The sequence below is a fragment of the Exiguobacterium sp. s57 genome (genome assembly GCF_018617685.1).
Classification (GTDB): Bacteria; Bacillota; Bacilli; order Exiguobacteriales; family Exiguobacteriaceae; genus Exiguobacterium; species Exiguobacterium marinum.
The window spans coordinates 49,309-63,075 of the sequence record NZ_JACSKR010000002.1; the positions used below are offsets into that span (position 1 = coordinate 49,309).

The 13,767-nt window shown below is 49.1% G+C and carries 12 protein-coding genes; 8 read left to right on the forward strand and 4 right to left on the reverse strand.

Features of this window, described 5'->3' with window-relative positions:
* Nucleotides 1-58: 58 nt before the first annotated feature.
* The 6 genes from KNO98_RS06600 to KNO98_RS06625 all read left to right on the forward strand — a co-directional run bounded on the left by KNO98_RS06600 (nucleotide 59) and on the right by KNO98_RS06625 (nucleotide 7,368).
* Nucleotides 59-2,518, forward strand: a complete 2,460-nt coding sequence (locus KNO98_RS06600) for a bifunctional diguanylate cyclase/phosphodiesterase (protein WP_214700047.1) — start codon at nucleotides 59-61, stop codon at nucleotides 2,516-2,518.
* Nucleotides 2,519-2,653: 135 nt separating this feature from the next.
* Complete coding sequence (gnd, locus tag KNO98_RS06605) at nucleotides 2,654-3,535, forward strand: phosphogluconate dehydrogenase (NAD(+)-dependent, decarboxylating) (RefSeq protein WP_214700049.1); 882 nt, start codon at nucleotides 2,654-2,656, stop codon at nucleotides 3,533-3,535.
* Nucleotides 3,536-3,625: 90 nt separating this feature from the next.
* The gene (locus KNO98_RS06610) at nucleotides 3,626-4,969 is read left to right on the forward strand and encodes a GntT/GntP/DsdX family permease (protein WP_214700051.1); all 1,344 of its coding nucleotides are present in this window, start codon (nucleotides 3,626-3,628) and stop codon (nucleotides 4,967-4,969) included.
* A gap of 16 nt (nucleotides 4,970-4,985) precedes the next feature.
* Complete coding sequence (gene gntK, locus KNO98_RS06615) at nucleotides 4,986-6,485, forward strand: gluconokinase (protein ID WP_214700053.1); 1,500 nt, start codon at nucleotides 4,986-4,988, stop codon at nucleotides 6,483-6,485.
* A 116-nt stretch (nucleotides 6,486-6,601) separates the two neighbouring features.
* Nucleotides 6,602-6,883 (forward strand): hypothetical protein, encoded by a 282-nt coding sequence (locus tag KNO98_RS06620; protein ID WP_026825168.1) that lies wholly within the window; start codon nucleotides 6,602-6,604, stop codon nucleotides 6,881-6,883.
* Nucleotides 6,884-6,888: 5 nt separating this feature from the next.
* On the forward strand, nucleotides 6,889-7,368 hold the full coding sequence (locus KNO98_RS06625; RefSeq protein ID WP_251129513.1) for a GNAT family N-acetyltransferase: 480 nt from the start codon (nucleotides 6,889-6,891) through the stop codon (nucleotides 7,366-7,368).
* 250 nt (nucleotides 7,369-7,618) lie between these two features.
* Here KNO98_RS06625 and KNO98_RS06630 read toward each other — a convergent pair whose 3' ends face one another.
* On the reverse strand, nucleotides 7,619-8,134 hold the full coding sequence (locus tag KNO98_RS06630) for a dihydrofolate reductase family protein (RefSeq protein WP_214700057.1): 516 nt from the start codon (nucleotides 8,132-8,134) through the stop codon (nucleotides 7,619-7,621).
* 75 nt (nucleotides 8,135-8,209) lie between these two features.
* Here KNO98_RS06630 and KNO98_RS06635 point away from each other — a divergent pair, with 75 nt between their 5' ends.
* On the forward strand, nucleotides 8,210-9,100 hold the full coding sequence (locus KNO98_RS06635) for a helix-turn-helix transcriptional regulator (RefSeq protein WP_214700059.1): 891 nt from the start codon (nucleotides 8,210-8,212) through the stop codon (nucleotides 9,098-9,100).
* 38 nt (nucleotides 9,101-9,138) lie between these two features.
* Here the strand turns inward: KNO98_RS06635 and KNO98_RS06640 are convergent, their stop codons facing one another.
* Together KNO98_RS06640 and KNO98_RS06645 are read right to left on the reverse strand one after the other, a co-directional pair.
* Complete coding sequence (locus KNO98_RS06640) at nucleotides 9,139-10,692, reverse strand: PTS transporter subunit EIIC (protein WP_214700061.1); 1,554 nt, start codon at nucleotides 10,690-10,692, stop codon at nucleotides 9,139-9,141.
* Between the two features lie 71 nt (nucleotides 10,693-10,763).
* On the reverse strand, nucleotides 10,764-12,116 hold the full coding sequence (locus tag KNO98_RS06645; protein WP_214700063.1) for a 6-phospho-alpha-glucosidase: 1,353 nt from the start codon (nucleotides 12,114-12,116) through the stop codon (nucleotides 10,764-10,766).
* Nucleotides 12,117-12,259: 143 nt separating this feature from the next.
* Between KNO98_RS06645 and KNO98_RS06650 the strand changes: the two genes are divergently transcribed.
* Nucleotides 12,260-12,997 carry a GntR family transcriptional regulator gene (locus tag KNO98_RS06650; protein WP_214700065.1) on the forward strand — a complete coding sequence of 246 codons (738 nt, stop codon included), beginning with the start codon at nucleotides 12,260-12,262 and terminating at the stop codon, nucleotides 12,995-12,997.
* Nucleotides 12,998-13,353: 356 nt separating this feature from the next.
* Here the strand turns inward: KNO98_RS06650 and KNO98_RS06655 are convergent, their stop codons facing one another.
* Nucleotides 13,354-13,752 carry a cytidine deaminase gene (locus tag KNO98_RS06655; protein WP_214700067.1) on the reverse strand — a complete coding sequence of 133 codons (399 nt, stop codon included), beginning with the start codon at nucleotides 13,750-13,752 and terminating at the stop codon, nucleotides 13,354-13,356.
* Between the last annotated feature and the right edge of the window lie 15 nt (nucleotides 13,753-13,767).

Consider the following 13,767-nt stretch of genomic DNA (forward strand, 5'->3'; position numbering starts at 1 on the left):
AGGAAGTGGGTTTCTTGAATATGCTACTCTAATAAAGCACTTATTAGTCGTTCATTCTTTGTACAATTTGAAATTGAAAGGACTGTTTCTGATCGAACATCACCTGAGTAGCTCATACAACCTACCACTCGTCATTCTCTCAATTGCTGTCGCCATATTTGCTGCAGGGGTCTCCCTCGATATTAGCAGTCATTTGAAGTATGCAAAACACGCCTCACAGCATGTTTGGGTCGTAGCCGGTGCCTTCAGCCTCGGGCTTGGGATTTGGGCGATGCATTTTATCGGGATGTTGGCATTCCACTTACAAGCCGACGTTACCTACCACTTTGGCATCGTCTTGTTGTCAATCCTCCCGGCCGTCTTCGCCTCTGGACTTGCTTTCAGAATCATCAGTCAACTAGAGACACGACCGACGCAATTCATCTTTGTTTCATTTTTGATTAGTGTCGGGGTCGTCTCGATGCATTACATCGGGATGGAATCGATGCAGATGAATGCTGTCCTCACGTATGACCCTGTCATGTGGATCGCCTCTGTCCTCGTTGCCTTTGCCGCTTCGCTCGTTGGACTTTATATCCTTTTTTATATCCCAAACGTCTCAAGGTTTCATTGGCGTCGTCTCGCCAGTTCGGTCTTGATTGGTGTCGCCGTCTCTGGCATGCATTACGTCGGGATGGGGGCTGCCCGCTTCACGCCGACGGAAGGAGTCGCTCAGCCTTTGAGTGGCTATGCGATCGATCGCACCCTCCTCGCCTATGTCATCGCAGCGAGTGTCATAACATTGTTCGGAATCATGTACATCTCGATTCGAACAGCATCACGGATCGAGGCTCAGTCGGAAGAACTCGAAATGAAGTTCGAGTCGATCATCGAATCTGCCTCCGATGCAATCATCGTCGCCGACCACAATCGAATCGTCATCCAGTGGAACCGCGGGGCGACCGACTTGTTCGGGTACACATCTAAAGAGGTGATTGGACAGTCGATGGCCACCATCATCCCAGAGCGATTCCGAGAAGCGCACGAACGTGGCATGAAACGTTACGAGACAACGGGTGAAAAACGTGTGATCGGTCAAACAGTGGAACTCATCGGATTACGAAAAGATGGTTCCGAAGTACCGATTGAGATGTCTCTCGGGACATGGAAGACGGGAAAGGGCATCTTTTTCAGTAGCATCATCCGGGACATCAGTGAACGGAAACGAATCGAGGCACAAATCAACGACCTCGTCTATTTGGACCCGCTCACCGGTCTCCCGAACCGCCGCTTATTCAGTGATCGGCTCAATGCATTACTCGGTCAAGGCCAATCTGAACAATTCGCCTTGTTCTATATCGACTTGGACAATTTCAAAGTCATCAACGACCGCTTCGGTCATTCGATCGGCGACCATTTCTTGAAACAAGTCACGACCCGCCTCCAATCGACGATTCAAACATCGGACACGCTCGCACGTCTCGGTGGAGATGAGTTCATCATCTTGTCGCCGCATACGAAAAGTAACTTGGCGGCCCATCACGCCCAGGAGTTGATTAACGTCCTCCATCCTCCGTTCGAGCTTGAGCAAGAGGAAGTGTTCACCGGTGCCTCGATTGGCATCAGCCTCCATCCGTCAGATGGGGACACGGCCGATGAGTTGATTAAAAACGCCGACATCGCCATGTATCGGGCAAAAGCAGACGGGAAAAATGGCTATCAGTTCTTCACCAATGAATTGAATGAGTCGGTGTCCCGTCGTTCGAACTTATCGATGGCACTCCGTAAAGGGCTCGGTCGTGGCGAATTCACTGTTCACTATCAACCTCAAATTCAGTTAAAATCGGAGACTGTTATTGGCATGGAAGCACTCGTCCGTTGGCAGCACCCGAAACTTGGGATGATTTCCCCGGGCGAGTTCATTCCAATCGCTGAAGAGACTGGAAGTATCCATCGTCTCGGTGAGTTCGTCTTGAACGAGGCGTGTCGTCAAAACAAGGCGTGGCAAGATGCTGGCATCCCGCCGTTCCGGGTCGCCGTCAACATCTCGGCCATCCAGTTTGCCCAGAAAGACTTGCCGGAAGTCGTCAGCCGTGCGCTCGACGCTTCGGGTCTCGAGGCAGAGTATTTAGAACTGGAGTTGACAGAAAGCGTTATCCAAAGTGCAGACCGGGCCATCGATACGATGCATGAGCTCGTCGCTCTCGGCGTCCATCTCTCAATCGACGACTTCGGGACCGGGTATTCGTCCCTCAGCTACTTGAAGCTGTTCCCAATCGATACGCTGAAGATTGACCAACACTTCACGAAGAATATCGAGAGCGATGAGAAAGACGCCGCCCTCGTCAAAACGATCATCCGCATGGCGCACGAGCTTGATTTGAACGTCATCGCAGAAGGTGTCGAAACGGAGAATCAAGTCGCTTTCTTAAAAGCCGAATCATGCAACCAGGCGCAAGGATATTTCTACAATCGTCCTGTACCTGCGGAAGAAATCGAAGTCTTCTTCCAACAATTCAAAAAAGCATCATCAAGTTGATTCGTTCGACCTCCATAACGGGGGTCGGTTTTTTATTATAAAAAGAAAAAAATTCCGTAAATCCACTTGTAAATCGAATTTATTTTGATATGATGAATGCAGATACGGAAAAAAATTCTTTTTAGGGGTGACATTATGGAAATTGGTTTGATTGGATTAGGAAAGATGGGATATAATCTGGCCCTCAACTTGAGTGATAACGGTCACACGGTCGTTGGAACGGATGTTGGGGACGTCACATCGGATGCGTTCACGATTGTGCCGACACTTGAGGACGTCGTGAGCAAGCTGTCGACGCCACGAATCATCTGGGCGATGGTTCCTGCCGGAGACGTCACAGAAGCAGTGCTCGCCGAACTATATGAGCGACTCGAACCAGGTGACATCGTCATCGATGGCGGCAACTCGAACTACAAACTGTCGGTCGAACGCGCCGAGCAGTTCGCCGAGAAGGACATCAAGTTCTTCGACTGCGGGACGAGCGGCGGGACGGACGGGGCACGGAACGGTGCCTGTACGATGGTCGGTGGTGACGCGGGCGCTTGGTCGACGATCGAGCCAATCTTCAAAGACTTGTCTGTCGAGAACGGCTACCTGTATACAGGACCTGCCGGAAGCGGTCACTTCTTGAAAATGATTCATAATGGGATCGAGTACGGGATGATGCAGGCCATCGCGGAAGGATTCGACATCTTAGAGAAAAGCCCGTTCGATTACGACTACGAACAAGTCGCACGTGTCTGGAACCACGGCTCGGTCGTCCGTTCTTGGCTCATGGAGCTCACAGAGAATGCTTTCAAGAAAGATGCGAAGCTTGATGAGATTCGTGGGGTCATGCATTCGTCCGGTGAAGGAAAATGGACGGTCGAGACAGCACTCGAACTTCAGGCAGCGGCACCGGTTATCGCCCTTTCGCTCATGATGCGCTACCGTTCGCTCGAAGATGACACGTTCTCTGGAAAAGTCGTCGCCGCGCTTCGCAATGAGTTCGGTGGCCACGCGGTCGTCAAGAAGTAAGGAATGTTTGAAAAGGTCACGGGGAGTTGGCCTTTTCCTTCGTAAGAAACTGTAAACGGTTACATATTCGGAATTTAGGGGGAACACTCAATGTCTGGCTCAACACTTATTTTGATCGCCTTAGCCGGAATCTTCTTGCTTTTATTTTTAGTCATTCGCACAAAGCTTCACGCATTCGTTTCGTTGTTACTTGTCAGTCTCATCGTCGGGGTCGCGGCCGGCATGCCACTCGGGGACGTCATCGCTTCCATCCAGAGCGGGATGGGCGGAACGCTCGGCTTCGTCGCCGTCGTCGTCGGTCTCGGTGCGATGTTCGGGAAGATGCTCGAGGTGTCAGGTGGAGCGGAACGCCTCGCCCAGACGCTCGTCAGTAAGTTCGGAGAAGATAAAGCGCAATGGGCACTCGGGATTACAGGCTTCATCGTCGCCGTCCCGGTCTTCTTTGATGTCGGATTCATCATTCTCGTCCCAATCGTATACGGTCTCGCCAAAAAGACGGGACGTTCGCTTCTCTACTACGGGATTCCGCTCCTCGCAGGTCTCGCAGTCACGCATAGCTTCATCCCACCGACACCTGGTCCAATCGCCGTGGCCAACTTGATTGGTGCTGACCTCGGATGGGTCATCTTGTTCGGTGTCCTCGCCGGGATTCCATCCATGATTTTAGCAGGTCCTGTTTTTGGGAAGTATATTGCTAAGAAGATTCATGTGACGATTCCAGACTACATGGAATTCGAAGAAATCGATACATCGAAAGAATTACCGAGCTTCAAAATGATTTTATCGCTCATCTTGATTCCGCTCGTGCTAATTTTAGCGAACACATTATCAGCGGTTCTTCTAGATGAAGGGAACGCCGTCCGTGACCTCTTGACGTTCCTCGGACATCCGTTCGTCGCCTTGACGATCGCGACGCTTCTCACGTTCGTCTTCCTCGGGACACGTCGTGGCTATTCACGTGACGAGGTTCAAGAAATCGCGACGAAAGCACTCGAACCAGCCGGGATCATCATCCTCGTCACAGGAGCCGGTGGTGTGTTCAAACAAGTGCTCATCGACTCAGGTGTTGGTGACGTGCTCGGTGAAATGATGGCCGGTTCCCCACTTCCGGCGATCGTCCTCGCTTTCTTGATTGCGACGGTCGTCCGTGTCGCCCAAGGGTCGGCAACGGTCTCGATGGTCACAGCAGCCGGACTCATCACACCACTACTTGAAATTCAAAACATCACGGGCGCGGCACTCGGTTTGATCGTCATCGCCATCGCCTCAGGAGCGACAGTCCTCTCGCACGTCAACGACTCGGGCTTCTGGCTCGTCAACCGTTACTTCGGTCTCGACGTGAAAGATACGCTCAAGTCGTGGACGATTATGGAAACAATTATCGGACTCACGGGCTTCGCCGTTGTGTTCTTGATTAGCCTATTCATCATCTAAGTTAGGAAGTGATTGTGTGTTTACGATTGGGGTCGATATCGGGACGACGAGTACGAAAGCTGTCCTGTTCAACGGTCATCAACAACTGGCGGTACATAACGTGTTGTATCCGCTTCTCACGCCCGATACGGAGACGGCCGAGCAAGATCCGGTCGTCATCTATGGGGCCGTGCTCGAAGCCGTCTCGGCGGTCCGCGCCAAAGCGGATGGTCCGATTCGCTTCGCATCATTCAGTTCAGCGATGCACAGCTTGATCGCACTCGACGCATTAGGACGTCCGCTCACAAACAGCATCACATGGGCCGACAGTCGTGCGAACCCGTATACGCAAGAAATCAAACGCGACTTTGACGCGAGCGCTCTCCATATGCGTACCGGCACACCCGTTCATCCGATGGCTCCGCTGTCGAAGTTACGTTGGCTGAAGGCGGAACATCCGGATGTGTTTGAACAGACGGACAAGTTCGTCTCCATCAAAGAGTATGTCTTCTATCGGTTGACGGGACGCTTCGTCGTCGACCACTCCATCGCTTCAGCGACGGGACTATTCAATTTGAAACAACGGGATTGGGATGCGGAAGCACTCGAAGTCGCCGGTGTGACGCCAGATCGTCTGTCAGAACTCGTTCCGACGACAGAAATTTTACACGTGACGCCTGAAGTGACCGAGACACTCGGTTTTGACTTCCCGCTCGTCATCGGGGCGAGCGACGGCGTACTCTCAAATCTCGGTGTCGGTGCCTTCGAACAAGGTGTTGTCGCCGTGACAATCGGGACGAGTGGCGCCATTCGAACGGTCGTCTCGGAGCCTGTCGAAGACCCGAAAGGTCGCATCTTCTGTTATGCGCTGACGGACAAACATTGGGTGATCGGTGGACCCGTCAATAACGGCGGCATCATCCTCCGTTGGCTCCGTGACGAGTTCGCGGCAAGTGAGGTCGAGACGGCGAAACGACTCGGGATTGATGCGTACGACGTGTTGACCCGAATCGCAGAAACGGTCAAACCGGGTGCGGACGGTCTCTTGTTCCATCCGTATTTGATGGGTGAACGGGCACCACTTTGGGATTCGAACGCCCGTGGCTCCTTCTTCGGACTCAGCATTCACCATAAACGCGAACACTTCATCCGTGCTGTGTTAGAAGGTGTCATCTTTAATCTCTATACGGTCATGCTCGCACTCGACGAGTTGACGGGCGCACCGAACCGGATCCATGCGACGGGTGGATTCGCCCAGTCGAGCCTATGGCGCCAGATGATGGCAGACATCTTCGATACGCCGGTCGTCGTGCCGGAAAGTCACGAAAGTTCATGCCTCGGGGCCGTCATGCTCGGGGAGTATTCCTTTGGGGACATCGAGGAGTTTCAAGAAGTGCCCCAAGTGACCCATGAGCATGCACCGAACATGGAAGCAACGAACGTATATCGCGAACTCTTACCGATCTACATTCGCCTGTCGCGTCATCTATCGGAAGAATATGAAGCCATTTCAGCCTTTCAGCGGAAGCATGTATGACGTCAAACCGAGTCCTTCGAGGGCTCGGTTTTTTGAAGGATGACAGGAGATTAAGTTACATAAATAGAAAGTAAGTGTGAGGTTGAACTGTCGACACGAAAGAAGGGATTGATGGAATGGCGATTGCAATCGGATATCTCATCGCAAGTTTAGGAGCATTTGTAGCGTATTGGTTCAGTACAGGCGAAGCACGAAACACAAAATTTAAAATATGGGGAGTCGCTCTCATGATTCCTATATCACCAGCCTTGGCCTTTTCAATCGGACTCTCCTACGCAATAAGTGTGCAGAACGGTTGGGCCGCACTAATCATGTGGTTCATTTTTCCTGTGATTTTCTTTAGTGGTCTTGCGCTTCTATTGGTCGGTCTATTCAAAAAAGAAAAGAAGATGGTTTGAATGATATGACCATAACACTCACGACAACCCGCTGTCTCATCCGTCCGTTTGAACGACAAGACATCGAATCGTTCATGACGTATCGGAACGACTTGGACTGGATGAAGCATCAGTCATTCAAAGGACTTAGCTACGTAGAATACGAAAACGCCCTACTCGGCGAACAATCACTTCTTCAAGGCGCGCAACTCGCCATCATCGACCAAGTGACCGGTGAACTGATTGGGGATGTGTATATCCAGCAGGAAGGTACAACATATTGGATCGGTTACACGATTTCGCCCACTCACGCTCGAAAAGGCTATGCGTTCGAGGTGATGTCGGAGTTGATTCGTTACTTGGCCGACCGAGGAGCGGAAGCGTTCAAAGCCGGTGTCTTAGAGGAGAACATGGCGTCCATCGCGCTATTGAGAAAATTGAACTTCACTTATCTCACGACAGAGATGGATGAACAGATTTATCAGCTCGGTGTCTCGGATGTGTGATTAGGTCGGTTACATAGGTCACTTATTTTGACTCAAGGAGGTCTTTGTTCGAATAAATGAAAAGACGACTGTGATTCACCTTGTGTCTCCAACTTCTCGTAAAAAACACATCTCATGAAGATACTTCCTCTTCCCATTGGCAATACCAATTGAGACGAAGATATGAATTCCCTGTTTATTCAAAGTAAGTCGATTATTATCATTCTACATATCACCAAAAAATCGAGCCTTGATTGGACTCGACTCAAATTTAGTTTTGATATGTCACCATCACAAATTGACCGGATGCACGCTGATTCGTCAGTTGAAGTTTCGTCTCTTCCGTACCTTCTGGGAAGAGCGGTATCCCCTCTCCTAACACAATCGGCGCAATCGCAATCTCATACCGGTCAATCAAATCATGTTCCATCGCCGCTTTGATGACTTCACCCCCACCGATAAGCCAAATATCTTGATCGACTTCTTGCTTCAACCGATTGATGAGTTCTTCGATTGGCTCGTCCGTGAATGTGACATGCTCGGCTTCACGGTCAAGCTGACGTGTCAAAATATAGTTCGGGATATTTGAATACGGATATTTTTCTGAGAGTTGCAGTACTTCCTCATACGTCTTCCGTCCCATGATGACGGCACCAATCGTTTTGAAAAATTCGGCATAGCCGTTGTCCCCGTCCCCATCTACCGCGAACAACCAATCAAGCTGGTCGTTCGACCGGGCAATCTTTCCGTCTAAACTCATCGCAATATATAACACTACATTCGACATCGTATCTTCCTCCTTGATTCGTGATATAGTCAGCTTAAACAAAATACACGACAAAAGATGACGGGAATGGTCATGATGAAAAAAAGACATTTACAACTGATTCGGCTGCTCAATCGTGGACGACGTTTTACCGCCGAAGAACTGTCTCAAGAGACAGGCGCCTCCATCCGGACGATTCAACGGGATATGTTGTCACTTGAAGAGCTCGGTTATCCGATTTGGAGTGTGCCCGGGATTCGTGGTGGCTATGAGATGCTACCAAATCGCTTGTTGCCGCCCCTTCACCTCCGTGAACAAGAAGCCGTCGCCCTTTACCTTACGCTCAAATGGATGGAACAAATCTCCGACGTGCCATTCGGTGATATAAGAAATACGCTGTCCGACTGGTACGCGAACGAATTACCGCAAGACTTGGAGATGAAGATTCATCGCTTGGAACGAAACATCCTATGGCTCGGGAACAAACAGATTCCTAAGGCTCCGTTCACAAAAGACATCTATCAGGCGGTCGAACAAAGAAACCAGATTGAAGTGACGTATCGAACGACGAAAGGTCAACGCACGTTCACCATCGCACCGATTGGCATGGCACTCCTTGACTTGAAGTGGTACGTCTTCGGGCTCTCCGAACGAGGACTCCGTCAATATCGGGTTGATCGCATCGAAGCGGTACAATTGCTGGAAGAAACGTTTGAATCCGAAGACTTGGTGACATTACTACAGGCAAGTGACGAACGGGGCGGTGTGACCGTTCAACTCGAACTGACGCCACTCGGTCGTCGTTTACTTGAAGATGTATTACCCGATATCGAGGAGAAGAATGAGTGGGATGTACCTGAGGAAGAGCTGCCGTTTTTGTCGAGACAGCTATTGAAGGCTGGAGCGGAAGTTGAGGTGAAAGCGCCGAGTGCGTTGCGGGAGATGATGAAGGAGCATACAAAACGCCTTGCCGCATTATACGTATAAAGACTGAAATGGCCCAACCTTTGAGGTTGAGCCATTTGTCAATTTGCTTCATCCATTTCCTTGTGGATCCGTAACAATTCATTTTTGTATAGGTCAGAACGACCTCCAAAAATCGCTTGAATGTTGTTTTTCACTTTGACGACTCCCGCCGCCCCAAGTGCTTTTAATTCGTCTTCATCGATTTGAGAGACATCTCTCACTTCAACACGTAGTCGTGTGAAGCAAGCGTCGATATCGAGAATGTTCTCTCGGCCCCCAAGTGCCTCCTCAATCGCGAGTGCTGTCATTTGAATCGCTGACTGACCTGACTTTTTATCATTGTAATCTTTCCGTGTATACAGTTTCGCTTCTTGTCCACCTCGACCAGGTGTCGCCAAGTTCCACTTCTTGATGGCGAATGTAAAGATACTATAGTAAACGATGAAGAACCCAATGCCGACGACGATATTCATCCACCAACGCGGTGTTCCTGGTAAGACGTTCACTAAAATATAGTCAATCAACCCTGATCCTCCAGCCCAACCGATATGTGTATCGAGCGCATACATGAGCGCGAAGGAAATCCCCGTCAACACGCTATGGATGACATACAGGATTGGTGCCACGAATAAGAAAGTGAATTCAATCGGTTCTGTGATTCCTGTTAAAAAGGCTGTACCGGCTGCGGCAATCAACAACCCTCTTACAACGGGGCGTTTGTCCGGATCAGCCTGACGATACATCGCGAGCGCCGCCCCGAGTAAACCAAACATAATGATTGGGAACTTACCAGACATGAAGCGTCCCGACGTCACTTCAACACCCTCAGCAATCTGGGCGAGGAAAATATACTGATCACCGTTCACTACCGCATCACCGACCGTTGCTGTTCCACCGAGAGATGTCCACAGGAACGGGGCATACCAAATATGATGTAATCCTGTCGGAATCAATAACCGCTCCAACATTCCATATAACCCTACGTATGCAGGATTAGTCGCATCACTTGCGATGACATTTGCCATTGAAGTCAATGCCGATTGGATCGGTGGCCAAATGAGCATCATGACAAATCCAAGTAAAATGGAGAAGAAGACCATCACAATCCCGACAGAACGATCACCTGCAAAAAAACCTAAGACTTCTGGCGGATTGAACGTATGGAACTTTTTATATACCCAAACTGCGAGCAAACCGACCGCAATCCCTCCGAGCACACCGGTTTCAAGCGAAGGAATACCAAGTAACATCCCGTATTCCCCACTCTCAGCAGCCATTTCTGCCGTGATGCCGAGTGAGATCGAGATTGTCGTATTCATAATGACATATCCGACGAGTGCTGCGAGTGCGGCAATCCCTGATCCCCCTGACAAACCAACTGCGACCCCGATGGCAAAAATGATTGGTAAGTTCGCAAAGATGCTTAGACCGATTTGTAACATCCCAGCACTGATTGCTTCTACCGTTCCGTTCTGTAAAAAAGTCCAACTATCTGCTAAAGGGCCTGTGAGTGCTGCACCTAGTCCTAGCAAAATTCCGGCAGCCGGCAACAAAGCGACCGGTACCATGAGCGCTTTCCCGAACTTTTGAAAAACTCCAAACCATTGACTCATTCGATTCACTCCTCATCTTGTAAGCGTTATCAATCTAGACAATGAGAAAGGGGATTTTCTCCCCTCTCTAGTTACCGCATCGCTACTGTCTCACCCGATTTTAATTCTGGCCAGTACGTTCTGTTTTCTTCAATCAAATCATCTAAGATTCGACGAGCCACCGGTGCATCGACGACTGTACGATTGAGCGTGAGCGCTTGAAGTGCTTTTTCGTAGCTGTTCTCAAAATACGCATCGACGACGAGTTGTTCATACGCTAGTTGCCCTTCAATCATGCCTTTATAGAAACGTGGGATTTTCCCGACTGCGAATGATTTTGGACCACGATTTGTGAGCATCGCCGGTACTTCAACCATCGCATCGTCTGGTAAGTTCGAAATGATCCCGTCATTTTTCACCATGACGATGAAAATATCACCGTTATTGTAGGCTAACGATGCCGCAACTCGAATCATATAACAACCGTGAATATCGACTTCTAGGTGGACGTTCTCGAGCGAGTTGTCCGCAATGATTTGGTCACACATCGAGAAGACACGTTCTTGACGGCCGTTGATCACTTGTCGTGCCCGTGTGTTCGTGACGTCCTCTTTTTCTGCCATATCAGATGGATACAAGTAATATTGAAGGTACGTGTTCGGCAAGTACTCTGGGAAGTCTGTAAGCATCTTCTCGACTTGCTTGAACGTCTTGATCCACGACGGATCATTCGCAATCTCTGAATCTTCTGGAATGAAGCCGTCTTCTAAAATGGCACGTTTGATATCTTCCGTTAATTCATTTCCTTCTTTATCAAAGATGCCTGTAAACCAGCCAAAGTGATTCAGTCCGAAATATTCCGGGACGAGATCCCAAATCTCTTTACCTAGAATTTTCGCATAGCTCACCATAATTGCTGCCGGCATATCACAAATATTTAATATTTTTTGATCGTCCGGGTACGCACGTTTGAGCGCCTCGGCGACAATCGCAGCAGGGTTCGTATAGTTTAAGATCCAGCCATCCGGTGAGCCGGCGCGAATGTCAGAGATGAGTTCAATCATATCTCCGATCGAGCGCATCCCGTATGACATTCCGCCCGGTCCACACGTTTCTTGTCCCACCACGCCATGACGAAGCGGAATCTGTTCATCTTTTTCGCGCATCTCCAAGCCACCTGTCCGAATCTGAACGAAGAAGAAATCCTTATCTTTGAAGGCATATTCTTTGTCCGTCGTGTATTCGAACGACTCAAGTTCTGGATAATGCTCACGCAAGATGACTTCACTCGCTTTCGCGACACGTTCTTGACGTAATTCATCTGTATCGTAAAACGTGATGGAACGAAGTGGGAAGTGTGCTTTCTCCTCAATCAAACTCATGATCATGCCGATTGTGTACGTACTACCTCCACCGACGACGACGAGACGCTGTGGTTTTTTCATATGTGCGTTCCCCTTTCAATACATATCTAATTGATTACAATACAAATTTAATACATATTATTTAAACCGTCAACACCTTTTTGAAAACGTTTTATTTTTGTATACTATGAGTAATGAATGTATGAGATCAGGAGGTTATCCACATGAAAGCCAAATCTCCGCTATACCAGCGGATTGCTCAACAGATGCGCACGTTTATCGAGGCAGGCGATTGGGTTCCCGGTGAAGCGATTCCGACAGAAGCACAACTCGTCGAGGAATTCAAAGTAAGTCGAGTGACCGTTCGACAAGCCGTCAAACTACTTCAAGAGGAAGGTCTGCTTTGGAAACGACAAGGAAGTGGCACGTATGTACAATCCGAAAAGATTGAACATAATATGTACGAATTAAAAAGCTTCACTGAGGACATGAAACGGGAAGGAAAGGAAGTCACGAGTAAAGTACTCACTTTCACCGTTCAACCTCCGACTGAAAAAATAAGGGAAATACTCGAACTCGACGAAGATGCTCTCGTCTACTACATTCGCCGTCTACGCTTTGCGAACGGAGAGCCGCTCATTGTCGAAGATACGTATCTTCCGCTCCAATTGTTCCCGGATTTAACGTACGAGGTAATGACACGGTCGAAGTACGATTACATTGAAAACGTCAAGAACTTGAAGATTGCCGACAGTGTTCAAGAATTTATCCCGGTCTTACCGGCGAAAGAAATTGCTGAAATGCTTGAGGTGAGCGATCGAACGCCAATACTAAAAGTCGAACTTTATTCATTTCTCATGGACGGTAGTCGATTTGAGTTCACCGAAACCTATTTCAAGAGTGAAGAGTATCGTTTTATCATCCGAGCCGGTCGGAGACATGAAACCACAAACACCCAGTGAATCCGACGATTCACTGGGTGTTTTAAAATGCTAACTTATATACTTCAACATTTAACCTACAGACTTATGCTATTCCAGCTGCTTTACGGATTCGAATAGACGTTCAGTATTTTTAGAACTACTCGTCAGGTAAATGATTTCTAACAAGCTATTTTATGAACCGATTCGATGGAAAGATCGATTGCGACCAGTTCGTGGAAAAGTGGTCACTTCCCGCGAGGAAGAGGGATCGTCTCGTATGGGATTGCAGCCCTCGATTTCTTAGAACTTCTTCTTTACGTCATACAGGCCATTTCACGATTGTTTTTTCGCTTTTTTGGATAAGAAAACCCCTCAGATTCCTGAGGGGTCCAACATCACATATCCAAATCTGTGAACGCGAGCGGAACGAGCTCCCCGAGCGTCACTTCTTTCACATCGGCGTTGCCGTTTGTGAGGAGTACTTTGAAGTCAGGATCGCCGAACTCGACCATGACTTGGCGGCAGATGCTGCAAGGTGGCAAGAAGTCTTCCGTGTCACCAGACACGGCAACCGCTTCGAAGTCACCTTTTTTGTATCCTTGAGCGACTGCTGTGAAGATGGCTGTGCGCTCCGCACAGTTTGTTGCTCCGAACGAAACGTTCTCGACGTTGACGCCGTCGATGACCGTACCGTCCTTCATGAGAAGTGCCGCGCCGACGCGGAACTTCGAATATGGTGAATACGCATTGTCCTTCGATTGGCGTGCGCGTTCGACTAATTGTTGTTGGTTCATCTAAGTCATTCCTCT